General features: G+C 66.3%; 20 protein-coding genes and 1 other RNA gene. 19 read left to right on the top strand and 2 right to left on the bottom strand.

The genetic code is table 11. From position 1 onward, the window contains the following. Positions 1-22: 22 nt before the first annotated feature. Positions 23-450, top strand: an RNA gene (rnpB, locus tag ABQY74_RS04290) — RNase P RNA component class A. Positions 451-759: 309 nt separating this feature from the next. Here the strand turns inward: rnpB and ABQY74_RS04295 are convergent. Beyond that, positions 760-1533, bottom strand: coding sequence for an NRDE family protein (locus tag ABQY74_RS04295; RefSeq protein ID WP_039530702.1), 774 nt, complete (start codon positions 1531-1533; stop codon positions 760-762). Positions 1534-1847: 314 nt separating this feature from the next. Between ABQY74_RS04295 and mraZ the strand changes: the two genes are divergently transcribed. The 15 genes from mraZ to lpxC all read left to right on the top strand — a co-directional run bounded on the left by mraZ (position 1848) and on the right by lpxC (position 19516). Further along, on the top strand, positions 1848-2303 hold the full coding sequence (gene mraZ, locus ABQY74_RS04300) for a division/cell wall cluster transcriptional repressor MraZ (protein WP_016903087.1): 456 nt from the start codon (positions 1848-1850) through the stop codon (positions 2301-2303). Positions 2304-2317: 14 nt separating this feature from the next. Further along, positions 2318-3361 carry a 16S rRNA (cytosine(1402)-N(4))-methyltransferase RsmH gene (gene rsmH, locus ABQY74_RS04305; protein WP_184230811.1) on the top strand — a complete coding sequence of 348 codons (1044 nt, stop codon included), beginning with the start codon at positions 2318-2320 and terminating at the stop codon, positions 3359-3361. After that, a complete protein-coding gene (gene ftsL / locus ABQY74_RS04310) occupies positions 3358-3621 on the top strand; it encodes a cell division protein FtsL (RefSeq protein ID WP_005991913.1) in 264 nt (87 codons plus the stop codon). Before rsmH ends, ftsL begins: the two co-directional genes overlap by 4 nt. Before the next feature lie 67 nt (positions 3622-3688). Next, positions 3689-5557, top strand: coding sequence for a penicillin-binding protein 2 (locus ABQY74_RS04315; RefSeq protein WP_016903085.1), 1869 nt, complete (start codon positions 3689-3691; stop codon positions 5555-5557). A gap of 8 nt (positions 5558-5565) precedes the next feature. Then, positions 5566-7041: a UDP-N-acetylmuramoyl-L-alanyl-D-glutamate--2,6-diaminopimelate ligase gene (locus ABQY74_RS04320; protein WP_349794244.1), complete on the top strand. Its 1476-nt coding sequence runs from the start codon at positions 5566-5568 to the stop codon at positions 7039-7041. Continuing rightward, on the top strand, positions 7038-8531 hold the full coding sequence (gene murF / locus ABQY74_RS04325) for a UDP-N-acetylmuramoyl-tripeptide--D-alanyl-D-alanine ligase (RefSeq protein ID WP_349794206.1): 1494 nt from the start codon (positions 7038-7040) through the stop codon (positions 8529-8531). Before ABQY74_RS04320 ends, murF begins: the two co-directional genes overlap by 4 nt. Continuing rightward, complete coding sequence (mraY, locus tag ABQY74_RS04330) at positions 8521-9606, top strand: phospho-N-acetylmuramoyl-pentapeptide-transferase (protein WP_016903082.1); 1086 nt, start codon at positions 8521-8523, stop codon at positions 9604-9606. Before murF ends, mraY begins: the two co-directional genes overlap by 11 nt. After that, entirely contained in the window at positions 9606-10985 is a 1380-nt protein-coding gene (gene ftsW, locus ABQY74_RS04335) for a putative lipid II flippase FtsW (RefSeq protein WP_104560695.1), read from the top strand. Before mraY ends, ftsW begins: the two co-directional genes overlap by 1 nt. Then, complete coding sequence (gene murG, locus ABQY74_RS04340; RefSeq protein ID WP_349794208.1) at positions 10982-12280, top strand: undecaprenyldiphospho-muramoylpentapeptide beta-N-acetylglucosaminyltransferase; 1299 nt, start codon at positions 10982-10984, stop codon at positions 12278-12280. Before ftsW ends, murG begins: the two co-directional genes overlap by 4 nt. Continuing rightward, positions 12277-13710 (top strand): UDP-N-acetylmuramate--L-alanine ligase, encoded by a 1434-nt coding sequence (gene murC, locus ABQY74_RS04345; RefSeq protein ID WP_016902185.1) that lies wholly within the window; start codon positions 12277-12279, stop codon positions 13708-13710. The genes murG and murC overlap by 4 nt, the downstream gene beginning before the upstream one ends. Then, positions 13707-14663, top strand: coding sequence for a D-alanine--D-alanine ligase (locus tag ABQY74_RS04350; RefSeq protein ID WP_184230134.1), 957 nt, complete (start codon positions 13707-13709; stop codon positions 14661-14663). The genes murC and ABQY74_RS04350 overlap by 4 nt, the downstream gene beginning before the upstream one ends. Positions 14664-14775: 112 nt before the next feature. Further along, positions 14776-15612, top strand: a complete 837-nt coding sequence (locus ABQY74_RS04355; protein ID WP_039530677.1) for a cell division protein FtsQ/DivIB — start codon at positions 14776-14778, stop codon at positions 15610-15612. After that, positions 15609-16844 carry a cell division protein FtsA gene (gene ftsA, locus ABQY74_RS04360; RefSeq protein WP_003485272.1) on the top strand — a complete coding sequence of 412 codons (1236 nt, stop codon included), beginning with the start codon at positions 15609-15611 and terminating at the stop codon, positions 16842-16844. The genes ABQY74_RS04355 and ftsA overlap by 4 nt, the downstream gene beginning before the upstream one ends. A gap of 290 nt (positions 16845-17134) precedes the next feature. Beyond that, positions 17135-18373, top strand: coding sequence for a cell division protein FtsZ (gene ftsZ / locus ABQY74_RS04365; RefSeq protein ID WP_016902188.1), 1239 nt, complete (start codon positions 17135-17137; stop codon positions 18371-18373). Positions 18374-18604: 231 nt separating this feature from the next. Further along, entirely contained in the window at positions 18605-19516 is a 912-nt protein-coding gene (gene lpxC, locus ABQY74_RS04370) for a UDP-3-O-acyl-N-acetylglucosamine deacetylase (RefSeq protein WP_024938333.1), read from the top strand. A 186-nt stretch (positions 19517-19702) separates the two neighbouring features. Here lpxC and ABQY74_RS04375 read toward each other — a convergent pair whose 3' ends face one another. Then, positions 19703-20149 (bottom strand): DUF721 domain-containing protein, encoded by a 447-nt coding sequence (locus tag ABQY74_RS04375; RefSeq protein ID WP_024938332.1) that lies wholly within the window; start codon positions 20147-20149, stop codon positions 19703-19705. Here ABQY74_RS04375 and ABQY74_RS04380 point away from each other — a divergent pair, their 5' ends adjacent. The 3 genes from ABQY74_RS04380 (at position 20150) to ABQY74_RS04390 (ending at position 24812) form a co-directional block, all read left to right on the top strand. Next, positions 20150-21094, top strand: coding sequence for a M23 family metallopeptidase (locus tag ABQY74_RS04380; RefSeq protein WP_024938331.1), 945 nt, complete (start codon positions 20150-20152; stop codon positions 21092-21094). A 155-nt stretch (positions 21095-21249) separates the two neighbouring features. Further along, on the top strand, positions 21250-23988 hold the full coding sequence (secA, locus tag ABQY74_RS04385) for a preprotein translocase subunit SecA (RefSeq protein WP_104624429.1): 2739 nt from the start codon (positions 21250-21252) through the stop codon (positions 23986-23988). A gap of 455 nt (positions 23989-24443) precedes the next feature. Further along, on the top strand, positions 24444-24812 hold the full coding sequence (locus ABQY74_RS04390; RefSeq protein ID WP_104575668.1) for a VOC family protein: 369 nt from the start codon (positions 24444-24446) through the stop codon (positions 24810-24812). Positions 24813-24900: the final 88 nt, after the last annotated feature.

Below are 24900 nucleotides of genomic sequence, written 5' to 3' on the forward strand. Positions count from 1 at the left end.
ATAGCGTATAGTGCGCCCCGGCGGAGTCGGCCAGACAGTCGCGTCACTCGCAAGAGTGCCGAGGAAAGTCCGGGCTCCATAGGGCAAGGTGCCAGGTAACGCCTGGGCGGCGCAAGCCGACGGAAAGTGCAACAGAAAGATACCGCCTACGTCCCTCGTCACCCCTCTGCCGCCACTGAAACGTGTCGGCGATGCATCAGCATCGCCAAGTGCGTTCGGAGGCCGCAGAGGGGTGGCGAGGGGCCGGTAAGGGTGAAATGGTGCGGTAAGAGCGCACCGCGAGTCCGGTAACGGACCGGCACGGCAAACCCCACCTGGAGCAAGACCAAATAGGGATCCATTGGCGTGGCCCGCGCTGGATCCGGGTAGGTTGCTTGAGCGCTGCGGTGACGTAGCGCCTAGACGAATGACTGTCCACGACAGAACCCGGCTTACCGGCCGGCTCCGCCACCTTACTTTCGGGCGTTCGCCCTTCTCGAAGGTGCCCACGCTTGGTGCCGCCTTCGGCAGTACAAAACGCGGGCCCCGCTCAGGGCATGCCAGAACCCCCGCGGCTGTGTCGCTGCCTTCTTTGGGCGTTCGCCCCAAGAAGCCACCCACGCTTCGTACCGCCTTCGGCAGTACAAAACGCGGGCCCCGCTCCGGGCATGCCAGAACCCCCGCGGCTGTCGCCGCGCCCCCTTGACTCAAGGGGGCTTGCAATCGGGTGCTTGCTGGGCGCTTGCCTTGGCTGCGATCAATGTGCGCTGGTTGCGTTAGTCATTGTCGACGCGTCCCGACGATGTCCAGCCGCGTTTCGCCCTGGAAGATCCCGGCGGGGCCGAAGCGGCGTTCGTGGATGAAGCCGCTGCCCTGGTGGTCCACCGCGACGATGGTGCTGGCGCGGGTGCCGTAGCTGGAGCCGTTGATGAAGGCGGCCGAGAGCAGGCGTTCGGTGGGCAGGTCCACGCCGGTGTGGGGCAGGGCGGCGTCGGGCGCGATGGCGGGGTTGCCCAGGGCGCTCCACAGCGGTTGCAGGTCGTCGAGGCCTTCCGCGCACCAGTCGTGCAGGACTGCAGTCAGCGCGGCGGTCTTGGGCCAGTGCGCGTCCAGCGGGCCGTTGGACATGCCGTGGATGCCCGGCGCCAGCGTGCGTGCCAACGGCGGGTGGTTGCTGAGGTGTTCGCAGCGCTCGGCGTCGCACAGCAATAGATTGAATGGCGGGAATTCGTGCGCGGCCGCTGCCAGTTCGCCGGCGTACACGGCCGCGTCCAGGCTGCCGGCCAGGTAGTCGGCAATGAGATGTCCGCGCGAGCGGCCTGACGCAGTGGCGAGCGGGTCGCGCACGTTGGTCACCACCGCGGCGCGGCCGTCGCTGCCCAACCCCACCCAACTGCCGCCCGAGCGCAGGTCGCGGCCCGCCAGCACGCCGTCGGCGGGTGCCGGCCAGCGCGCCAGCGCAGCGGTCGGCCGGTCGTGGAATTCATCGCGGTTGCCCGCCAGCAGCAGACGCCAACGCGGGTGGGTTTTCCAGGCAAGGGCGACCAGGCACATGGCGCCGATTGTCGCCTGTTTGCGCAACGACCATGTGCAGCTGGCGCAGCGTGAAGTGAGACTGCGGTCGGGTTTACATGGCCTTCACGCCCCTGAATTTTTGTTCAATCTCAAAATCTGAGATGAAACAGCAACTTGTGGATAACCTTTGAACAAGTCTCTAAAGAGTGCTGCAACTCATTGATGCGACTGGCGATTTGTGACCTTCAAAGTTGTTGACAACCTTTGACGCGCTGCTAAGGTGGGCAACGGAGGGAAAACCAGGTGTTTTGTGGTTTTTCGTGGTTCAATGATCCCCCAGCGGGTATTCGAGGTTGTATTCGGTGTTTCAGGGCGAGACTGCCATCACGGTGGACGACAAGGGGCGTATGGCGGTGCCAACCGCATACCGCGACCTGGTCACGCGCGTGAGCGGCAATCGCCTGGTGCTCACCTACAACCCGTTCGAAGCCGGATGCCTGTGGCTGTATGCGGAAAAGGAGTGGGAGCGGGTGCGTGACGATGTGATGTCCAAGCCCAATACCCAGCGCGTGGTCCGCACGCTGCAGCAGAAACTGGTGGGTTCTTCCGCAGTGCTGGAGCTGGACGCCAACGGGCGTCTGAGCATCCCGGCCAGCCACCGCAATGCGGTCGGTATCGAGAAGAAGGCCGTGCTGCTGGGCATGGGCGACAAATTCGAACTCTGGAGCGAGCAGGCACATCGCGCACTGATCCAGCAGACATTGTCTGACGGGGATCTGGGCGATGAATTGCTCGATCTCAGGTTGTGAGCCGGGGTGCCCGGATGCGCGGTGAAGCGCAGCCCGGTCACCCGGTGTCGCAGCCACCGGCGGCCCATGTGCCGGTGCTGTACACGCAGGTTCTGGACGGCCTGCAGGTGATCGAAAACGGAACCTATCTCGATGGCACGTTCGGGCGTGGCGGACACGCCCGTGGCGTGCTGCAACATCTTGGCCCGGGAGGTCGACTGCTGGTGATGGACAAGGACCCCGACGCGATCGCCGTGGCCGAACAGTCGTTCGGTGACGATGCGCGCGTGTCCATCCATCGCGGCAGCTTCGCCGGTCTCGGCCAGGTGGTCGCTGCGGCAACCGTCGACGGCATCCTGCTGGATCTGGGCGTGTCCTCGCCGCAGCTGGACGTGGCCGGGCGCGGTTTCAGTTTCGGCAAGGACGGCCCGCTGGACATGCGCATGGATCCGGACGCCGGCCAGAGCGCGGCCGAGTGGCTGGCGCATGCCAGCGACCGCGACATCGCCGACGTGCTGTGGACCTATGGCGAAGAGCGCCAGAGCCGCCGCATCGCGCGCGCCATCGTGGCCCGCCGCGCCGAACAGCCGCTGCTGCGTACCGCGCAACTGGCCGAGCTGATCGCCTCGGTGATGCCGCGCGGCGACAGCAAGACCCATCCGGCCACGCGCAGCTTCCAGGCGATCCGCATCTACATCAACCGCGAGCTGGACGATCTGGAAGCCGGCCTGGACGCCGCCCTGGGCGCGCTCAAGCCCGGCGGCCGCCTGGCGGTGATCAGCTTCCACTCGCTGGAAGACCGCATCGTCAAGCAGTTCATGGCCCGCTACGCCAAGGCCCCGCCGAGCAATCGCCGCCTGCCCGAAGCGCAGCCGTTCGTACCGACGCTGCAGCTGATCAGCGGCGCCATCAAGGCCGACGACGCCGAACTGAGCGTCAACCCGCGCGCCCGCAGCGCGGTGTTGCGGGTGGCCGAGAAGCTGGGATTTGGGAGTAGGGATTCGGGATTGGAAAAGCGCTCTGAGCGAATCCCGAATCCCGAATCCCGACTCCCGGCGTCTCAAGGAGACGCCGCATGAGCCGCCTGCTGCTCATCGTGCTGCTTGCCTGCAGCATCGCCTCGGCGATCGGGGTCGTGTACATGCGCCACATGCATCGCAAGCTGTTCGTGCAGCTGTCCAAGCTCGAGCACACGCGCGATGAATTGAATATCGAATTCGGCCGGCTGCAGCTGGAGCAGGCCACCTGGGCGGAAAGCAATCGCGTGGATCAGGTTGCGCGTGCGCGCATCGGGATGAAGTTCCCGGAGACCAACGACATCGTGGTGGTACGCCCATGAGCGGACGCCAGGACAGCCGTTTTGCACGGCACAGCCGCCCGCAGGGTGGCGCACACGGAGGTGCGGAATGAAGGCCGGCCGCAACCGCGCGCGCAGCAACTTCAATCTGCGTGGCCGCCTGACGCTGGTCGGCATCGCGCTGGGCCTGTGCTCGGTGACGCTGATCGGCCGTGCAGCGTTCGTGCAGCTGGTCAACCGCGATTTCTACCAGCGCCAGGGCGAAGCGCGCTATCTGCGCGAACTGCCGATCGCCACCTCGCGCGGCATGATCACCGACCGCAACGGCGAGCCGCTGGCGGTGTCCACGCCGGTGGAATCGATCTGGGTCAATCCGCAGGAACTGTTGCGCAACCCGGACCGCATCCCCGAGCTGGCCAAGGCGCTCGGCCAGCCGCTGGACGAGTTGAACGCCAAGCTGGCGCAGAAGGCCGGCAAGGAATTCATGTACCTGCAGCGCCGGATCAACCCGGACAAGGCACATGCGATCGTCGATCTGAAGATTCCCGGTGTGTTCTCGCAGCGCGAGTTCCGTCGCTTCTATCCGCAAGGCGAGGCGATGGCCCACGTGCTGGGCTTCACCAATATCGACGACCGCGGCCAGGAAGGCCTGGAGCTGGCTTTCGACGAATGGCTGCGCGGCAAGCCGGGCTCCAAGAAGGTGGTGCGCGATGCGCGCGGCGCGATCGTGGAGAGCGTGGATCTGGTACGTCCGGCCCAGCCAGGCAAGGACCTGACGCTGAGCATCGACCGCCGCATCCAGTTCCTGGCCTACAAGGAACTGCGCAACGCGCTGGTCGAAAACAATGCTGCCGGCGGTTCGATGGTGGTGATGGATGTGGCCACCGGCGAAGTGCTGGCGATGGTCAACTTGCCCACCTACAACCCTAATGCGGTCACCGGCATCAACCCGTCGGCGCGCCGCAACCGTGCGGTCACCGATCTGGTCGAGCCGGGCTCGACGATGAAGCCGCTGACCGTGGCCACCGCGCTGACCGCCGGTGTGGTGACCAAGGACACGGTCATCGACACCAACCCCGGCTACATGTCGGTGGGGCGCTTCACCATCCGCGATGTGCCGCGCAACAACGGCGTGCTCAACGTCACCGGCGTGATCACCCGCAGCTCCAACATCGGCGCGGCCAAGATCGCCGCCAAGGTGCCGGACCAGACCTTCTATCAGTCGATCCGCAACTTCGGCTACGGCGCTGCCCCGCACAGCGGTTTTCCCGGCGAATCGGCCGGCGTGGTGCTGCAGCCGGCGCGCTGGAGCGGCCCGTCCAAGACCACCATGTCCTACGGCTACGGCCTGTCGGTGACGCCGCTGCAGATCGCGCAGGCCTACGCCACGCTGGGCAACGGCGGCAAGCTGACCCCGCCGACCTTCGTGCGCGGCCAGCACAACGAAACCCGCCAGGTGGTCACCCCCGAAGTGGCGCGCCAGGTCATCGACATGATGGAAACCGTGGTCACCCAGGGCGGCGCCAAGGGCGCGGCGATCCTGGGCTATCACGTGGCCGGCAAGACCGGTACCGCGCGCAAGAACGGCGCCAACGGGTACGAGCGCGGGCATTACAACGCGCTGTTTGCCGGCCTGGTCCCGGCCACGCGGCCGCGCTTTGCCACCGTCATCGTGATCAACGATCCGCAGGGCAAGGTGTATTACGGCGGCCTGGTGTCGGCGCCGGTGTTCCACAAGGTGATGGAAGGCGCGCTGCGGCTGATGGACGTGCCGCCGGACGACATCCAGTCGTGGCTGGCCGCGCAGGCGGCCGGCAAGACCGGGCAGCCGGTGGTCAAGCCGCAGCCGGCCGATCTGGATCCGGCGTTGGTGCCGGACCCGGTGGATGAAGTGTCTGCGGGTATTCCCACCGCACTCGCACCGGCTGCATTGCCCGCACCCGCCCAGCCTGCACCGTTGCAGGAGAGCCGCCAGTGAGCCGCAGCATGCCGCTGTCGCAGTTGTTGCCGGACGTGCCGCTTGCGCACGAGGTGCAGGTGTCGGGCCTGGTGATGGACAGCCGTACGGTGCGTGCGGGCGATGCCTTCGTGGCGATCGCCGGGTTTGGTGCGCATGGCCTGCGCTTCGTCGACCAGGCGCGCGCCAATGGCGCGGCGGCGGTGTTGTTCGAGCCGCCGGCACCGGCCGATCTGCCGGCACCGGCCGACGCGATCGCGGTGCCGGGCCTGCGTGCGCGCCTGGGCGCGATGGCCGATCAGTTCCACGGCCAGCCCTCGCGGGCGATGCGCATGGTCGGCGTCACTGGTACCAACGGCAAGACCTCCACCGTGCAATTGCTGGCGCAGGCCCTGACGCTGCTCGGCACCCCTGCCGGCACGCTCGGCACCCTGGGTGTCGGCCTGTACGGCAGCGCCGTGCCGACCGGTTTCACCACGCCGCTGGTGCTGCAGACGCATTCCTTGCTGGCGCAGTTGCGCGACGCGGGCGCGCAGGCAGTGGCGATGGAAGTCAGCTCGCATGCGCTGGACCAGGGCCGCGTGGATGCGGTGCATTTCGACGTGGCGGTGTTCACCAATCTCACCCGCGACCATCTCGATTACCACGGCGACATGGCGCAGTACGGCGCGGCCAAGGCCAGGCTATTCACGCGCGCCGGATTGAAGGCCGCCGTGGTGAACCTGGACGATGACTTCGGCCGCACGCTGCTGGCCTCGCTCGACCCCGCGCTGCGCGCGATCGGCGTGAGCTCGCGCGCGCAGGCCCAGGCAAGCGTGCGTGCGCAGGCACTGCAGCTGGATCACAACGGCATCAATTTCGCGCTGCATCTCGACGGCCAGGTGCATCCGGTGCACTCGCCGCTGCTGGGCCGCTTCAACGTGGACAACCTGCTGGCCGTGGCCGGTGCGTTGTTTGCGCTGGAGATCGCGCCGGCGCAGATCGCCGAAGTACTCGGTCGGTTGCAGCCGATCCACGGCCGCATGAATCGCCTCGGTGGCGCGCATGGCGCACCGCTGGTGGTCGTCGACTACGCACACACGCCCGATGCGCTGGAACAGGCATTGGCCAGCCTGCGCTCGCATGCACAGGACCGGCTGATCTGCGTGTTCGGCTGCGGTGGCGAGCGCGATACCGGCAAGCGCCCGCAGATGGCGGCCATTGCCGAGGTCAATGCCGACGTGGCGATCGTCACCGACGACAACCCGCGTGGCGAAGATGGCGATGTGATCGTGGCCGATATCCTGCGCGGCTTCGCACGCCCGGATGCGGCCATCGTGCAGCGCGACCGCGCCGCGGCGATCCATCAGGCCATCAGCATGGCCAGCCCCTCCGACATCGTGCTGATCGCCGGCAAGGGCCACGAGCCGTACCAGGAAATCGCCGGCGTGCGGCATGCCTTCGACGACGCCATCGTGGCGGCGCAGGCCCTGTTGCCGCGCACCGTACTGGGAGTGCGCGCATGAAGCTCACGCCGCTGTCGTTGATCGCCCACTGGGCCGGTGGCGAGCTGCATGGCGACGACGCCATGATCGATACCGTCGGCAACGACACCCGCACGCTGGCCAACGGCAGCCTGTACGTGGCGCTGCGCGGCGAGCGTTTCGACGGGCACGACTTTGCCGCAGACGCGGTGGCGCACGGCGCCAGCGGTGTGCTGGTCGATCGCCTGCTGCCGGCGCTGAGCGTGCCGCAGGTGCTGGTGGAAAATACCGAACTGGCGCTTGCGCGTATTGCTGCCGGCATGCAGCGCGACCGCGCCACGCGGGTGATCGCCTTGACCGGCTCCAACGGCAAGACCAGCGTCAAGGCCCTGCTGCTGGCCATCCTGACCGAGGCCGGGCGTGTCGACGGCACCACCGTCTACGCCACGCCGGGCAATCGCAACAACGAGATCGGCCTGCCGCTGGCGGTGATCGCCGCCCCCGACGATGCGGACCTGGCGATCTACGAAATGGGCGCCGGCAAGCCGGGAGATATCGCCTATCTCACCGAGATCGCCCAGCCGCACGTGGCCCTGGTCAACAACATCGCCCCCGCCCATCTGGAACGCCTGGGCAGCCTGCTGGGCGTCGCCCGCACCAAGGGTGCCATCTACGCCGCATTGCCGGCCGATGGCGTGGCGGTGATCAATGCCGACGATGCCTTCGGTGCCTGGTTCGAGCAGCAACTGCATGCGCAGCCGGTGCAGGGCCGCCGCGTGTTGCGCTACGGCCTGCAGGCCAGTGCCGACATCACCGCGCATGGCTTGCGGCTGCAGGCCAGTGGCGCGCAATTCACCCTGGTGACCCCGCAAGGCCAGGCGCAGATCGCGCTGCCGTTGCCGGGCCGCCACAACGTGCTCAACGCGCTGGCCGCGGCCGGCCTGGCCTTGGGTGCGGGCATCGCCCTGCCGATCATCGCCGCCGGCCTGGCGCAGGTGCGCCCGGTGGCCGGCCGTCAGATCACCCACGCCCTGCCTGGCGGCGCGGTGCTGATCGACGACAGCTACAACGCCAACCCCGGCTCGCTGGATGCCGCCATCGACACCCTGGCTGCTGCGCCTGGCGAAGGCTGGCTGGTGCTCGGCGACATGCGCGAACTCGGCCCGGAAGGCGCGGCCCTGCATGCCGCCGCCGGACGTCGCGCGCGCGCGGCCAAGCTGCAGCGCCTGTACGCGCTGGGCGAGCTCAGTGCCGCCGCCGCACAGGCGTTCGGCGAGGGCGGCCGCGTGTTCGCCACCCATGCCGCGTTGATCGCGGCCTTGCAGGCGGATCTGGCGCAGCTCGCCGTTTCGCCGACCCAAACGCAGGAATCTTCTTCGATGCACGAACACACCGGTGCGGCGGCGCAGACTGCCGCCACCACGGCGCAAACCCCGCCCACGCTGCTGGTGAAAGGCTCCCGTGGCAGCGCCATGGACCGCATCGTCGCCGCGCTGCTCGCACCGGTGGAGGACGCATCCCATGCTGCTTGAGCTGGCGCGTTGGCTGCAGCAACTGGAGAGCCTGTTCGGGCTGTTCAACTATCTGACCTTCCGCGGCATCCTGGCCGCGCTGACCGCGTTGTTCCTGTCGTTGTGGATGGGCCCGGCGGTGATCCGCAAGCTGGCCCAGTTCAAGGGTGGCCAGCCGATCCGCCAGGACGGCCCGCAGACGCATTTCTCCAAGGCCGGCACCCCGACCATGGGCGGCTCGCTGATCCTGCTGACGGTGACCTTGTCGGTGCTGCTGTGGGGCGATTTGCGCAACCGTTACGTATGGTTGGTGCTGGCGGTGATGGTCTGTTTCGGTGCGATCGGCTGGTACGACGACTGGATCAAGATCGTGCGCCGCGATCCCAACGGCCTGAAGTCGCGCTGGAAGTATCTGCTGCAGTCGATCTTCGGCCTGGCCGCGGGCCTGTTCCTGTACTACACCGCCGATGTGCCGGCGGCGATCACCTTCTACATCCCGATGTTCAAGTCGATCGCGCTGCCGCTGGCCGGCGTGAGCTTTGTGGTGATCGCCTATTTCTGGATCGTCGGCTTCTCCAACGCGGTCAACCTGACCGACGGCCTGGACGGCCTGGCGATCATGCCGACCGTGCTGGTGGCCTGTGCGCTAGGCGTGTTCGCCTACGCCTCGGGCAACGTGGTGTTTGCCGAATACCTGAAGATCCCGCTGATTCCCGGGGCCGGCGAGCTGATCATCATCTGCTCGGCGATCGCCGGCGCAGGCCTGGGCTTTCTGTGGTTCAACACCTATCCGGCCATGGTGTTCATGGGTGATATCGGCGCGCTGTCGCTGGGCGCGGTGCTCGGCACCATCGCGGTGATCGTGCGCCAGGAGCTGGTGCTGGTGATCATGGGCGGGGTGTTCGTGATCGAAACGCTGTCGGTGATGATCCAGGTCGCCAGCTTCAAGCTGACCGGCAAGCGCGTGTTCCGCATGGCGCCGATCCACCACCACTTCGAACTCAAGGGCTGGCCGGAGCCGCGCGTGATCGTGCGCTTCTGGATCATTTCGGTGGTGCTGGTGCTGATCGGCCTTGCCACGTTGAAGGTGCGCTGATGAACGACATGTCCCGCCAGGCCACGCGACTGGACGCCATCGGCGGCCGCTACGACCCGTGGCTGCTCGGGGCCGCGGCCACGCTCGCCTCGCTGGGCGTGGTGATGGTGGCGTCCAGCTCGATCGAGCTGTCAGACAACCCGTTCTATTACCTGACCCGCCATCTGCTGTTCCTGGGCATCGGCGTGGGTCTGGCGTTCTGGGCGATGCGTACCGAGCTCAAGACCATCGAGCAGTACAACCAGGTGTTGCTGCTGGCCTGCTTCGGCCTGCTGATGGTGGTGTTCGTGCCCGGCCTGGGCAGCAGCGTCAACGGCGCCAAGCGCTGGATCAACCTGGGCGTGTCGAAATTCCAGACCGTCGAAGCGGTCAAGGTGCTCTACATCGTGTGGCTGTCCAGCTACCTGGTGCGCTTTCGCGACGAGGTCAATGCGACCTGGCCGGCGATGCTCAAGCCGCTGGGGGTGGCGATCGCACTGGTCGGCCTGCTGCTGATGCAGCCGGACTTCGGCTCGTCCACGCTGCTGCTGGCGATCACCGCCGGCATGCTGGTGCTGGGCGGGGTGAACCTGCCGCGCATGTCGATGCCGATCGTGTTCGGCCTGCCGGTGTTCGCCTTCATCGCGATCCTGGAGCCGTACCGGCTGCGTCGCATCACCTCGTTCCTGGACCCGTGGGCCGACCAGCTCGGCTCCGGCTATCAGCTGTCCAACGCCTTGATGGCGGTCGGCCGCGGCCAGTGGACCGGCGTGGGCCTGGGCGCCTCGGTGCAGAAGCTCAACTACCTGCCCGAAGCGCATACCGACTTCATCTTCTCGGTCATCGCCGAAGAGCTCGGCTTTGTCGGCGTGTGCGGGGTGATTTCGCTGTACGCGCTGCTGGTCGGCCGCGCGTTCTGGCTGGGCATGCGCTGCGTGGAAATGAAGCGTCACTTCTCCGGCTACATCGCCTTCGGCATCGGCTTGTGGATCAGCCTGCAGAGCTTCGTCTCGGTAGGCGTGAACCTGGGCATCCTGCCGACCAAGGGCCTGACCCTGCCGCTGATTTCCTCCGGCGGTTCGTCGGTGCTGATGACCTGCGTGGCGATGGGCCTGCTGCTGCGCGTGTCCTACGAAATGGATCGTGCCGAGCGCCTGCGCAGCAAGTTGTCGCCGCAGGGTGCGGGCGCACCGTCGGCCGAGCCGGCCGAACCGGTGGTCGAGTCGGCCACGCCGGCCTACGCGCCCGCGCGCAAACCGCAGCGCGAGCCGGTTGCCGCCGCACCCGCGCCGGCACCGGTTGCTGCAGTCTCGGCCACGTCTGCGCATGCGTCCGAGTTCCTGCGCGGCACCAGCCGCATGCAGCCACGTGTGGAACCGACCTTCGGGAGGATTGCATGAGCACTCATGCGAATCCCGCGCAAACGCCTGCATATCCAGGTGCGGGGATCCGACCGGTGATGATTCTGGCTGGCGGCACCGGCGGGCATATCTTCCCGGGTCTGGCCGTGGCCAAGGTGCTGCGCGCGCGTGGCGTGCCGGTGACCTGGCTGGGCGCCGCCAGCGCAATGGAAACCCGGCTGGTGCCGCAGCACGATATTCAACTCGACACGCTGGCCATCAGCGGCCTGCGCGGCAAGGGCCTGGTGAAATTGCTCGGTGCACCGGTGCGGGTGATGCGCGCAGTGCGCGCCGCCGGCTTCGTGCTGCGCAAGCGCCAGCCGCGTGCGGTGATCAGTTTCGGCGGCTTTGCGGCCGGCCCGGGCGGCCTGGCAGCGCGGCTGCTCGGCGTGCCCTTGCTGGTGCATGAGCAGAACCGCGCGCCCGGCATGACCAACAAGGTGTTGTCGCGGTTTGCGCGCCGTGTGCTGACCGGTTTCCCGGGCAGCTTCGCCGGCGAAGAAGCGGTGGGCAATCCGGTGCGTGCGGAAATCGCAGCGCTTCCCGCGCCGGCCACGCGCCTGCTCGGCCGTGGCACTGCCGTACGCGTGCTGGTGCTCGGTGGCAGCCAGGGCGCACGCGCATTGAACCAGGCGGTGCCGGCGGCACTGGCGGCGCTCGGTCACCCGGATGTGGACGTGCGCCACCAGTGCGGCGAAAAACTGCGTGCCGAAGCCGAGGCCGCGTACGCACAGGCGGGCGTCAACGCCAGCGTCGAACCCTTCATCGCCGACATGGCCGCCGCTTACGCCTGGGCCGATCTGGTCGTGTGCCGCGCCGGTGCCTCCACGCTGGCCGAACTGTGCGCCGCCGGCATCGGCAGCGTGCTGGTGCCCTTCGCCGCCGCAGTGGACGACCACCAGACCCGCAATGCCGAATACCTGGTCGGCGCCGATGCCGCGGTGCTGCTCAAGCAGGACGACACCCTGGCCGCGCGCCTGCAGCAGGTCTTGCAGACCCTGCTCGCCGACCCCGCCCGCCGCCTGGCGATGGCGCAGGCCGCCCGCACCCTGGCCAAGCCGGACGCCGCCGAACGCATCGCCGACATCATTCTGCAGGAAGCCGGGAGTGGGGATGGCCGGCCTCCGGCCGTCAAAGAGCGAGCGGGATTGGGGATTCGTAAAGAGCAACAGCACAAGCAGGAAAGCATGCAGAAATCCGTTAATGGTCAATTTTCGGCGCGATCGATTGCCGCCGTTGCCAATCTCCAATCCCTAATCTCCAATCCCGGCACCTTCACCGGAGGTGCCGCGTGATCCGCCGCCTGCAGGACAGTGGCGATCTGGTGCGGGCGTTTCCGCGCGTGCATTTCGTCGGTATCGGCGGCACCGGCATGAGCGGCATTGCCGAGGTGATGCTGACGCTGGGCTATGAAGTCTCCGGCTCGGACAACTCCGATAACGTGGCGACGCGGCGGCTGGCCAAGCTGGGTGCGCGGGTGATGCGCGGGCATTCGGCGGCCAACGTGCTCGGCACCGATTGCGTGGTGGTGTCCAGCGCGATCCGCGAAGACAACCCCGAGCTGATGGAAGCGCGCAGCCAGCGCATTCCGATCATGCCGCGTGCGGCGATGCTGGCCGAGCTGATGCGGTTCCGTCGCGGCATCGCGGTGGCCGGCACGCATGGCAAGACCACCACCACCAGCCTGGCCGCAGCGGTGCTGAGCGAGGGCGGGCTGGATCCGACCTTCGTCATCGGCGGGCAGTTGCTGGCCGCGGGCGCCAACGCCAAGCTCGGCGGCGGCCAGTGGCTGGTGGCCGAGGCCGACGAGAGCGACGGCAGCTTCCTGCGCCTGAATCCGCTGATGGCGGTGATCACCAACATCGATTCGGATCACCTGGAAAACTACGGCAACGATTTCGCACGCATCCAGGCCGCCTTCGCCGAGTTCCTGCAGCGCCTGCCGTTCTACGGCCTGGCGTTGCTGTGCATCGACGACCCGGAAGTGGCCGCGCTGGCCGGCAAGACGCCGCGCCACGTGATGAGCTACGGCATGAGCGAAAACGCCGACGTACGCGCCGAAGACGTGGTGCAGGACGGCCCGCGCATGCGCTTCACGCTGCGCCTGCCCGAAGGCACCACCACCCCGGTGACGCTGGCCTTGCCGGGCCGCCACAACGTGCTCAACGCACTGGCGGCCGCTGCGATCGGCTGGCAGCTGGGCGTGGCGCCGGAGACCATCGCGCGTGCGCTGGAAAACTTCGCCGGCATCGGCCGCCGCTTCAACGACCTGGGCGAAGTCACCACGAGTACCGGTGCGCGCGTGCGCGTGGTCGACGACTACGGCCACCATCCGCGCGAGCTGGAAGCGGTGTTCGCCGCCGCCCGTGGCGGCTGGCCGGACAAGCGCCTGGTCGTCGCCTTCCAGCCGCATCGCTACAGCCGTACTCGCGATCAATTCGATGCCTTCGCCGCGGTGCTGAGCACCGTCGATGCGCTTGTGCTGAGCGAGGTCTACCCGGCCGGCGAAGCGCCGATTCCGGGCGCCGATGCGCGCGCGCTGGCGCGTGCGATCCGTGCGCGCGGCCGCAGCGAACCGGTGGTGGTCGGGCAGATTTCCGGGCTGGCCGAAGTGCTGCCGGACGTGCTGCAGGACGGCGATCTGCTGCTGATGATGGGCGCCGGCGATATCGGCTATGTCGCGCAGCACATCATCAACAACGGTTTCACCGGAGCAAGCGCATGAGCGCGGTGATTCCCAACGCACGTACCAGCGATCCGGCCGCGTTCGGCCGCGTTGCCGTGCTGCTCGGCGGTACCTCGTCCGAGCGCGAAGTGTCGTTGAACTCCGGCAGTAACGTGCTCGACGCACTGCGCGCGCGCGGTGTCGACGCGCAGCCGGTCGATGGCATTCCGGCCCTTGCGCAGGCCCTGGTCGAAAAACGCTTCGATCGCGTCTTCAACGTGCTGCACGGCCATAACGGCGGCGGCGAAGACGGCATCGTGCAAGGCCTGATGGAAGCCTTCAAGGTGCCGTACACCGGTTCCAACGTGCTGGGCTCGGCGTTGAGCATGGACAAGATCCGCACCAAGCAGGTGTGGCTGTCACTGGGCCTGTCCACGCCGCGCTATGCGCGCCTGGCCGCCGGTGCCAGCGCCGACGACATCCATGCCGCCGCCCGGCAGATCGGCTTGCCGGTGATCGTCAAGCCGGCCAACGAAGGCTCCAGCGTCGGCATCAGCCGCGTGTTCGACCAGGCCCAGCTCGAACAAGCCGTGCTGCTGGCGGCGCGCTACGACGGCGCGCTGCTGATGGAGCAGCTGATCGAAGGCGACGAACTCACCGTGGCCGTGCTCGGCGATGTCGCGCTGCCGTCCATCCGCATCGTGCCCAAGGGCCAGTGGTACGACTACAACGCCAAGTATCTGGCCGACGACACCCAGTACCTGTGCCCGGGCCTGGACGGCGATGCCGAGACGCAACTGCGCCAGCTCGCCCTGGACGCCTTCCGCGCCGCCGGTGCCCGCGGCTGGGGCCGCGTCGACGTGATGCGCGACCGTGCCAGCGGCCAGCTGTATCTGCTGGAGGTCAACACCGCCCCCGGCATGACCAGCCACTCGCTGGTGCCCAAGGCCGCGCGCCAGCTCGGCATCGATTTCGAAGAACTGGTCTGGCGCGTGCTGGAGCAGACGCTATGACGCCGGGAATGGGGAATCGGGAATCGGGAATCGCAAAAGCGACAGCCGGCAGTGCGCCGCTGTTGACGATTCCCTATTCCCGATTCCCCATTCCCGCGCGCGGAGCGCGCGCATGAACGCCACCCTGCGCATCCTGGCGTGGTTGCTCGCGGTGGCGCTGGTCGCGTTGCCGGTGGTGGCCGTGCTCAATGGCTGGGTCGGTGCCGAGCGTTGGCCATTGGCGCGCTTGCGGGTGTCGGGCGACTTCAAGCGGGTGCCGGCCGAAGAGTTGCGCGCGGTGGTCCTGCCATATGCGCGCGCGGGCTTTTTCGCGGTGAAGCTGCAGAACGCGCAGGACGCCATCGCGCGCTTGCCGTGGGTGGAAAGTGCGCAGGTGCGCAAGCGCTGGCCGGATGTGCTGGAAGTGCACGTCACCGAGCACAAGCCGTTCGCGCGCTGGGGCACCGACCGTATGTTGTCCGAGCAGGGCCGCTTGTTCCGCACCCCGCCGTTGCTGAAGGATTTCAAGTTGCCGCAACTCGGTGGCCCGGACAGCAAGACCCAGGACGTGGTAGCGCTCTACAACGAATCGCGCGCGCTGTTCGCGCCGACCGGGCTGGATGTGGAGCGGCTGGAAATGGACGCGCGCGGCAGCTGGTCGCTGGGCCTGAGCAACGGCGTGCAGATCGTGATCGGCCGCGACGACGCCCGCGCGCGACTGCAACGCTTCGCCCGCGTGCTGCCGCAACTGGCCGACCCGCAACGCCCGATCGCCCGCGCCGACCTGCGCTACACCAACGGCTTCACGGTCGAACGGCGAATGGAGAATGGGGAATCGGGAATAGATAAAAAGCCCAAGCCGGCATCGCCCGCTGCGCCTCACGCTCTTGTCCTCAATTCTCCTCGCATTCGTGCACCGCTGTTGACCATTCCCCATTCGCTATTCCCTATTCCCGGCTTTAAGACATGAACCGCAAAGGCGACAAATCCCTTATCGTTGGACTGGACATCGGCACCTCCAAGGTCGTCGCGCTGGTCGGCGAGTACTCGCCCGGCAATCCGATCGAAGTGATCGGCATCGGTTCGCATGAATCGCGCGGTCTCAAGCGCGGCGTGGTGGTGGACATCGAGTCCACCGTGCAGTCGATCCAGCGCGCGGTGGAAGAGGCCGAGCTGATGGCCGGTTGCGAGATCCGCTCGGTATACGCGTCCATTTCCGGCAACCACGTGCAGTGCAAGAACTCGCCCGGCATCGTGCCGATCCGCGACGGCGAAGTGACCTGGAGCGATCTGGAGCGCGTGCTGGATGCGGCCAAGGCCGTGGCCATTCCTGCCGACCAGCGCATCCTGCATGCGATCCCGCGCGAGTACGTGCTGGACGATTCGCAGGAAGGCATCCGCAATCCGGTCGGCATGACCGGCGTGCGCCTGGAGGTGCACGCGCATCTGGTGGTGTGCGCGCAGTCGGCAGCGGCCAACATCACCAAGTGCGTGCAGAAGTGCGGCCTGCAGGTGGACGATCTGGTGCTGTCGTCGCTGGCTTCCAGCGTCGCAGTGTTGACCGCCGACGAGCGCGAACTGGGCGTGGTGCTGGTGGATATCGGCGCCGGCACCACCGACCTTGCGGTCTACGTGCAGGGCGCGATCTGCCACACCGCCTCGCTGCCGATCGCCGGCGACCACGTCACCAACGACATCGCGCACATGCTGCGCACGCCGACGCCCGAAGCCGAACAGATCAAGGTGCGCTACGCCTGTGCGCTGGCGCAGCTGGCCACCGCCGAAGAAAGCATCCAGGTGCCGTCGGTCGGCGATCGCCCGCCACGTCGCATGCCGCGGCATGCGCTCGCGCAGGCGGTGCAGGGCCGTTACGAGGAAATCTTCGAAATGGTGCAGGCCGAACTGCGCCGCTCCGGTTTCGAGGAAATGGTGCGCGCCGGCATGGTGCTCACCGGCGGTGCGTCGAAGATGGAAGGCGTGGTCGAACTGGCCGAAGAAATGTTGCAGATGCCGGTGCGCGTGGGCATTCCCCAGCACGTCACCGGCCTGGGCGAAGTCGTCGGCAACCCGGTGCACGCCTCCGGCGTGGGCCTGCTGCTGATGGGCAGCCAGATCGAACACCCGCGCCGCCCGTCGATCCCGACCGGCCGCGCCGGGAGCTTGTTCAAGAAATTGAAGAACTGGTATCGCGGGGAATTCTGAAGAATCGGGAATCGGGATTCGAGAATTGGTTGAAGCAAAGGCAAAGCGGTTGCGGCAGATTTGAGTGGAGAGCGGTGAGAGCGGGCAGGGCGTAGTTTTTTTGTGGTTCCGCCGAGGAAGTAGTGGTTGGCGTGGAGGTGATTCGCTGTTGCGATTCCCCATTCCCGACTCCCCATTCCCGGCATTCAAACAACAACATTCGCCGACATGCGGGTGTTGGGCTGGCGAACGGAGCAATCCGATTCCCCATTCCCGATTCCCCATTCACGGCATCTAAAGAGGACACTGACATGGCACATTTTGAACTGATCGAAAAGATGGCTCCCAACGCGGTAATCAAGGTCGTTGGCGTGGGCGGCGGCGGCGGCAACGCGGTTGCGCACATGGTCAACACCAATGTCGATGGCGTGGAGTTCATCACCGCCAACACCGACTCGCAGGCGATCAAGAACTGCGGCGCCAAGCTGCAGCTGCAGCTCGGCACCAACGTGACCAAGGGCCTGGGCGCTGGCGCCAATCCGGAAGTCGGCCGCCAGGCCGCGCTGGAAGACCGCGAGCGCATCATGGACGCGCTGCAGGGTGCGGACATGGTGTTCATCACCGCCGGCATGGGCGGCGGCACCGGCACCGGCGCAGCGCCGGTGGTTGCACAGCTGGCCAAGGAAATGGGCATCCTGACCGTGGCCGTGGTCACCAAGCCGTTCCCGTTCGAAGGCCGTCGCCGCATGCAGGTCGCGCTCAAGGGCATCGAGGAACTGAGCCAGCATTGCGACTCGCTGATCACCATCCCCAATGAAAAGCTGATCACTGTGCTCGGCCGCAATGCCACCATGATCCAGGCCTTCCGCGCTGCCAACGACGTGCTGCAGGGCGCCGTGCAGGGCATCGCCGACCTGATCGTGCGTCCGGGTCTGATCAACGTCGACTTCGCCGACGTGCGCACCGTGATGTCGGAAATGGGCCTGGCCATGATGGGCACCGGTTCGGCTCGCGGCGACGATCGCGCGCAGGCCGCTGCCGAAGCCGCCATCCAGAACCCGCTGCTGGACGACGTCAACCTGGCCGGTGCCAACGGCATCCTGGTCAACATCACCGCCGGCCCGGACTTCACCATGTCCGAGTTCGACGAGATCGGCCGCACCATCGAGGCATTCGCTTCGGAAGATGCGACTGTGGTCGTCGGCACCGTGCTTGACCCGGACATGCAGGACGAAGTGCGCGTCACCGTGGTGGCCACCGGCCTGAACCGTGCGGTTGCCCGCCAGACCCAGCGTCCGGACCAGCGCGCGCCGATCAAGCTGGTGCGCAACGCCACCACCGGCCAGCCGGAGTTCGGCGATTTCGACACCAGCGGCGGCGATGCGGTGTCCAAGGCCGTCGGCGGCAGCATGGGCCTGGGCCTGCGTCGTCCGAGCAGCGACTCGGTCGGCAGCGGCAGCAACAACGGTGGCGGTTCGGCTGCGCCGGCCGCAGACCTGCCCAACGACTACCTGGATATCCCGGCGTTCCTGCGCCGCCAGGCCGACTGAGGATCGTCGGCTGCGTCGCTACGGCGGCGCGGTCCGTTCCGCCCCGGGGTTCGCCTCGGGGTGCAGTGCCATGTCCTTTCTGCCGGATCGGCCACGATCCGGCAGCTTTTGCAGTGGCGTGACCCGGGGATTACAGTTCCCGTCACGCGCGACTTGTTAAAATTCAGATAATCTCTACGGATTAGACAGCCGGTTCAGCGTCTGTCTGCATTGTTCATCCAGACTTCGCATATGACCCAGCAACGCACTCTCAAGAACACCATTCGCGCCACCGGCGTCGGCCTGCATAGCGGCGACAAGGTGTACATGACGCTACGACCGGCTCCGGTCGATCATGGCGTGGTGTTCCGGCGTGTGGACCTGGAGCCAATCGTCGAAGTCCCCGCCGATGCCGAACTGGTCACCGAGACCACGCTGTGCACCGGCCTGACCTGCAATGGCGCCAAGATCCAGACCGTCGAGCACCTGATGTCGGCACTGGCCGGCCTGGGTGTGGACAATGTCATCGTCGAACTGTCCTCGGCCGAGTTGCCGATCATGGACGGTTCGTCCGGCCCGTTCGTGTTCCTGCTGCAGTCGGCAGGCATCGTCGAGCAGAACAAGGCCAAGCGCTTCATCCGCATCAAGCAGACGGTGGAAGTGCGCGAGGGCGACAAGGTTGCGCGCTTCGAGCCGTACGAGGGCTACAAGCTCGGCTTCACCATCGAATTCAATCATCCGATGATCCCGGCCAAGCAGTCGCGCCAGGAAATCGAGTTCTCCACCTCGGCCTACGTCAAGGAAATCTCGCGCGCCCGCACCTTCGGCTTCATGCGCGACCTTGAATACATGCGCGAGCGCAATCTGGGCCTGGGCGGTTCGATGGACAACGCCATCGTGCTGGACGAGTTCCGCGTGCTCAACGAGGACGGCCTGCGCTACACCAACGAATTTGTGCGGCACAAGATTCTGGACGCCATCGGCGACCTGTACCTGGCCGGCGGTGCCATTCTGGGCGCCTACGAAGGCTTCAAGTCCGGCCACGCGCTCAACAATAAGCTGGTGCGTGCACTGCTGGCGGATCAGGCCGCCTGGGAATGGGTCAGCTTCCCCGAAGGCACCGTGCAACCGCCGGTCACCTACGCCAGCCCTGTCTACGCCTGATGTCGGGGAATGCCGCAGTTGGCGTTCGAAGTGTGAACTGCGTCGGATTACCGGCCAGTTCTTAACTTTTATTTAAGACTTCTCTAACTCCTGCGTGGCTGAGGCCCGCTAGGATGCGTCGGGTCGTGCGCGGTCTTCGCAATTCTTTCACGCTGCGGCGGCCGCTTCGCACCAGCGGCGCGGTGCTCACCGTTTGGTGGGTGGAACGTCCTGCAGGGAGGCCAGCGCATCGCGCAGACCTCTGTGCGTGGCCTCCGAGACGGGGCGCGGACGCTCGCGATTCTGCTGCATTGGGGAATGCAGCGGGGTGGTGGTGGTCTTGATGGTCACTGCGGTGGCCTTCAGTCCGATGGATCGGGCGGCATCCAGTAATTGGGTCTCGGCAAGTCGCAACTTGGCATGCCAGACAGGTGAATCAACCAGAAAAACGAGCTGTTCGTCTCTGACATTGGCCAGCCGGCAACGGGTGGCCAGATGAGGCGGTAACAGGGGGCGCAACTGCCGGTCCAGCGCATCGAGCCACAACGCTCGGCGCAAGGGGTCGCCAGCCTTTTCACCCAACGCGGCTTCGATGGCCGGTTGTGGGACGGAAGGGTTGCGTGCGTTGGACTTGGGCTTGGACATGACACTCATATGGCGTTGAAGAAAGTTGTAATCAAATCTCGCGAAACCCGGGCGCAGCGGTTGGCCCGCCAGTTCCAGGGCTTTGCCGCGGATCGACCGATGGTAGTCCTCGGCGCCGTGCTTGGGCTGGGCATGTTGATCGGCATCGGTGCCAGCACCGCCACCGGCATGGTGACCAATTCCGCGTTGCAGGCCAAGGTTGCCCGGCAGCAGGCCGAGCTGGCCCAGGCGCAGCGCGCCTCGCAGGCGCAGGTCAACGCACTGGCCGCGCGCATGGGCGAGCTGCAGGCGCAGGCCACCCGTCTCAATGCATTGGGCGAGCGGCTGACCGAAATGGGCAAGCTGAAGGACGGCGAGTTCGACTTCGACGCCCCGGTCGGCGTCGGTGGCGGCGATGAGCCGGTCAGCGACATGCCGGTCGAGTCGCTCAAGCAGACGCTGGGGCAGGTCGAACAGCAGTTCTCCGCCTCGGGCCAGCAACTGAACGTGCTGGCCGCGCTGATGTTCGATCATCAGCTTGAACAGAATTCGGTGCCCTCGCGGATGCCGATCCGCAACACCTACATCACCTCCGGCTTCGGCGGCCGCGCCGATCCGTTCGACGGTGGTTCGGCCTTCCACAAGGGCGTGGACTTCCATGCCAACGTGGGCGACCCGGTGATGTCGGTCGCCGACGGCGTGGTCAGCTATGCCGGCGTGCGCGGTGGCTACGGCAACGTGGTGGAAGTGGATCACGGCAACGGCTATGTGACCCGCTACGCGCACAACTCGCGCCTGGTGGTGAAGGTGGGCGACCTGGTTCGCGCCGGCCAGCAGGTGGCCCGGGCCGGATCCAGCGGCCGCTCCACCGGCGCCCACGTGCATTTCGAGGTGTGGGCGGACGGGCGGGTGGTCAATCCGCGCAAGTTCCTGGGCGATACCAACACGCCGGTGGGCCGCCGCGGGCGCGGTTGACGACGGCGCGGGCGGCGCTTGATTCGTGAAGGCCCGCCCCAAGCTACAATAGGGTGTTGCCATCGACAGGGCGCAGTGCGCCCTGTTTCGTTTACGGCGGCCGGGTCTTGGGGACCGGCGTCGGTCAAACCGTTCCTTTTCAACCGGTTTCTTCAATGATCAACAGTCTGCTTACCCGTGTCTTTGGCAGTCGTAACGAACGCCAGCTGCGCCAGCTCAACCGCCTCGTCACCCAGATCAATGCGCTGGAGCCGACGATCGAGAAGCTCTCCGACGCCGAGCTGCAAGCCAAGACCCCGGAGTTCAAGCAGCGACTTGCCGCCGGCGAGTCCCTGGACAAGATTCTTCCCGAAGCCTTTGCGGTGTGCCGCGAGGCCAGCCGCCGCGTGCTCGGCATGCGCCATTACGACGTGCAGCTGATCGGCGGCATGGTGCTGCACCTGGGCAAGATCGCCGAGATGCGCACCGGTGAAGGCAAGACCCTGGTCGCTACGCTGCCGGTGTACCTCAACGCGCTGCAGGGCGAGGGCGTGCATGTGGTCACGGTCAACGACTACCTGGCGCGCCGCGACGCCGCGCAGATGGGCAAGCTGTACAACTGGCTGGGCCTGAGCGTGGGCGTGGTGTATCCGGGCATGCCACATAGCGACAAGCGCGAGGCCTACGGCAGCGACATCACCTACGGCACCAACAACGAGTTCGGTTTCGATTACCTGCGCGACAACATGGCGCTGTCCAAGGCCGACCGTTACCAGCGCAACCTGCATTACGCGATCGTCGACGAAGTCGACTCGATCCTGATCGACGAGGCGCGTACCCCGCTGATCATCTCCGGCCCGGCCGACGAGTCGCCGGAGCTGTACATCCGCGTCAACCGCATCGTGCCGCAGCTGACCAAGCAGGAAAGCGAAGAGGGCGAGGGCGACTTCTGGATCGACGAGAAGGGCAAGCAGGTGCATCTGTCCGAGGCGGGCATGGGCCACGCCGAAGAACTGCTGATGCAGGCCGGCATCCTGGAAAATGCCGAAGACGGCCTGTACGCCGCGCAGAACCTGAGCGTGGTGCATCACCTCAATGCCGCGCTGCGCGCGCATGCGATCTATCAGCGCGACGTGGACTACATCGTGCGCGATGGCGAGGTGGTGATCGTCGACGAATTCACCGGCCGCACGCTTAGCGGGCGCCGCTGGTCCGACGGCCTGCACCAGGCGGTCGAGGCCAAGGAAGGCGTGCCGGTGCAGCGCGAGAACCAGACGCTGGCCAGCATCACCTTCCAGAACCTGTTCCGCATGTACAAGAAGCTGTCCGGCATGACCGGTACGGCCGACACCGAAGCCTACGAATTCCAGAGCATCTACGGGCTGGAAGTGGTGGTGATCCCGACCAACCGCCCGACCGTGCGCAAGGACCATCCGGACCAGGTGTTCCTCAACCGCAAGGGCAAGTTCAACGCGGTGCTGGCCGACATCGAAGACTGCGCCAAGCGTGGCCAGCCGGTGCTGGTGGGTACCACCTCGATCGAGACCTCGGAGATGCTGTCCGAGCATCTGCGCAAGGCCGGGGTCAAGCACGAAGTGCTCAACGCCAAGCAGCACGAGCGCGAAGCCACCATCGTCGCCAATGCCGGCCAGCCGGGTGCGGTGACCATCGCCACCAACATGGCCGGTCGCGGTACCGACATCGTGCTGGGCGGTTCGCTGGAAACCGAGCTGCATGCCATGGGCGACGACATCAGCGACGAGCAGCGCCTTGCGGCCAAGACCGAATGGCAGCGTCGTCACGATGCGGTCAAGGCGGCCGGTGGCCTGCACATCATCGGTACCGAGCGGCACGAGTCGCGCCGTATCGACAACCAGCTGCGCGGCCGTGCCGGTCGTCAGGGCGACCCAGGTTCGTCGCGCTTCTATCTGTCGCTGGAAGACAACCTGATGCGCATCTTTGCCTCGGACTGGGTCCAGAAGGCGATGCGCATGATGGGCATGAAGGAAGACGACGTCATCGAAGACCGCCTGGTCAGCCGGCAGATCGAAAAGGCGCAGCGCAAGGTGGAAGCGCACAACTTCGACATCCGCAAGAACCTGCTGGACTTCGACGACGTCAACAACGACCAGCGCAAGGTGATCTACGCCCAGCGCGACGAATTGCTGGATGCCGAATCGGTCAAGGACAACGTCGACGGCATCCGTGGCGATGTGATCTACGACCTGGTCGCACGTTTCGTGCCGCCCAACTCCGTCGATGAGCAGTGGGACCTGAAGGGTCTGGAAGCCACGCTGGAATCGGAACTGGGCATGCCGCTGGCGCTGAGCGAGATGGCACGCACGCAGGAAGAACTGGACGCCGAGCAGATTGCGGCCAAGGTGCAGGCAGCGGTGGATGCGCACTTTGCCGAGAAGGAAGCGGCGGTGGGCAACGACACCATGCGCGCATTGGAGAAGCACGTGATGCTGACCGTGCTCGACCAGGGCTGGAAGGAGCATCTGGCCAAGATGGATTACCTGCGCCAGGGCATCTATCTGCGTGGCTATGCGCAGAAGCAGCCCAAACAGGAATACAAGAAGGAGGCCTTCGAGCTGTTCTCCGAGATGCTGGAGAACGTCAAGCGCGAAGTGATCAACCTGCTGGCGCGCGTGCGCATCCGCAGCGAAGAGGAAGTGGCCGAGCTGGAAGAGCAGGAGCGTCTGCAGGCGCAGGCGCGCTTGATGGCCTCGCAGTTCCAGCATCAGGACGCCGGCGGCTATGGTGCCGACGAGGAAGTGGAACAGATGCATGGCGGCAACGCGCCGGTGCCGGTGTCGCAGGTAACCCGCGACGAGCCCAAGGTGGGCCGTAACGATCCGTGCCCCTGCGGCAGCGGCAAGAAGTACAAGCACTGCCACGGTCAACTCAGCTGAGCTGAGTTGACCGTGGCGCAGCCCGCGAAGCGGGCTGCGCACCAGGCATCCGCTACGCGGATGCCTGGTGCACGGTCCTTGCTTCCGATCCCCGCGCCTTTGGCGCGCCCCCTTACCAAGGGGGCTCTGCTTACGGACGGGATCCGCTGGAGCTGCTGATGTGCAGGGCATGGAGTGTCGGAGGCCGGGTGCAGTGCCCCGCCGGAACCTCGCACCCTTGTCCAGCTCCCTGCCAATGGCATTGCCTGCATCGTTGCCAGGCAACGACGGGACACCAACGGCATAGACGCTGGAAGAATCTGGCGAGCTGTCTTGCGGTGGGCCTCGGCAGGGCAGCTCTGCCGCGCGCTGTCCATCTCTCGCGGCGCCAACGCGGCGCCTATTTGTATGCAGGCGTCTCCGCCGGTGCCACTGCGGGGCGTATGCTCGATCCACATCCTGCGTGGAGTGCGGTCATGGCGTTGCTGTCCAGCCAGCAATTGAAGGTGTTCGTGCCTGCGCGCGACTACGCGGTGTCGCAGCAGTTCTATCGTGCGCTAGGCTTCGTGCAGGAGGACGAGGTAGGCAATGTGACCTGCTTCCGGCATGGCACGCATTGCGCATTCCTGCTGCAGGATTTCTATCTGCGCGAACTGGCCGAGAACCTGATGCTGCACCTGTGGGTGGACGATGCCGACAGCTGGTGGCAGCACGTGCACGACACCGGCCTGGGCGCGCAGTTCGGGGTGAGCTGCAGCGCGCCGGAGGATCGGCCATGGGGCGCACGCGATTTCACCTTGCACGATCCCAGCGGTGTGCTCTGGCGCATCGGGCATCCACTGTAGGCGTGAATCGGGAATCGGGAATGGGGAATTGCAAAGGCGGGCATGGTGCGTGCTTCAACCGATTCCCGATTCCCGAATCTCCATTCCC

Origin of the sequence: Xanthomonas sp. WHRI 7064 (assembly GCF_040202355.2) — a bacterium.
Classification (GTDB): Bacteria; Pseudomonadota; Gammaproteobacteria; order Xanthomonadales; family Xanthomonadaceae; genus Xanthomonas; species Xanthomonas arboricola.

Excerpts from the sequence above, each read along its gene's own strand:
- ftsA (WP_003485272.1), top strand. The coding sequence starts at position 15,609 with ATGAACCGCAAAGGCGACAAATCCCTTATCGTTGGACTGGACATCGGC.
- ABQY74_RS04295 (WP_039530702.1), bottom strand. The coding sequence starts at position 1,533 with ATGTGCCTGGTCGCCCTTGCCTGGAAAACCCACCCGCGTTGGCGTCTG.
- ABQY74_RS04375 (WP_024938332.1), bottom strand. The coding sequence starts at position 20,149 with ATGAGTGTCATGTCCAAGCCCAAGTCCAACGCACGCAACCCTTCCGTC.
- secA (WP_104624429.1), top strand. The coding sequence starts at position 21,250 with ATGATCAACAGTCTGCTTACCCGTGTCTTTGGCAGTCGTAACGAACGC.
- ftsW (WP_104560695.1), top strand. The coding sequence starts at position 9,606 with ATGAACGACATGTCCCGCCAGGCCACGCGACTGGACGCCATCGGCGGC.
- murF (WP_349794206.1), top strand. The coding sequence starts at position 7,038 with ATGAAGCTCACGCCGCTGTCGTTGATCGCCCACTGGGCCGGTGGCGAG.
- mraY (WP_016903082.1), top strand. The coding sequence starts at position 8,521 with ATGCTGCTTGAGCTGGCGCGTTGGCTGCAGCAACTGGAGAGCCTGTTC.
- ABQY74_RS04390 (WP_104575668.1), top strand. The coding sequence starts at position 24,444 with ATGGCGTTGCTGTCCAGCCAGCAATTGAAGGTGTTCGTGCCTGCGCGC.
- ABQY74_RS04355 (WP_039530677.1), top strand. The coding sequence starts at position 14,776 with ATGAACGCCACCCTGCGCATCCTGGCGTGGTTGCTCGCGGTGGCGCTG.
- lpxC (WP_024938333.1), top strand. The coding sequence starts at position 18,605 with ATGACCCAGCAACGCACTCTCAAGAACACCATTCGCGCCACCGGCGTC.
- ftsL (WP_005991913.1), top strand. The coding sequence starts at position 3,358 with ATGAGCCGCCTGCTGCTCATCGTGCTGCTTGCCTGCAGCATCGCCTCG.
- rsmH (WP_184230811.1), top strand. The coding sequence starts at position 2,318 with ATGCGCGGTGAAGCGCAGCCCGGTCACCCGGTGTCGCAGCCACCGGCG.
- ftsZ (WP_016902188.1), top strand. The coding sequence starts at position 17,135 with ATGGCACATTTTGAACTGATCGAAAAGATGGCTCCCAACGCGGTAATC.
- ABQY74_RS04315 (WP_016903085.1), top strand. The coding sequence starts at position 3,689 with ATGAAGGCCGGCCGCAACCGCGCGCGCAGCAACTTCAATCTGCGTGGC.
- ABQY74_RS04380 (WP_024938331.1), top strand. The coding sequence starts at position 20,150 with ATGGCGTTGAAGAAAGTTGTAATCAAATCTCGCGAAACCCGGGCGCAG.
- ABQY74_RS04320 (WP_349794244.1), top strand. The coding sequence starts at position 5,566 with ATGCCGCTGTCGCAGTTGTTGCCGGACGTGCCGCTTGCGCACGAGGTG.
- murG (WP_349794208.1), top strand. The coding sequence starts at position 10,982 with ATGAGCACTCATGCGAATCCCGCGCAAACGCCTGCATATCCAGGTGCG.
- ABQY74_RS04350 (WP_184230134.1), top strand. The coding sequence starts at position 13,707 with ATGAGCGCGGTGATTCCCAACGCACGTACCAGCGATCCGGCCGCGTTC.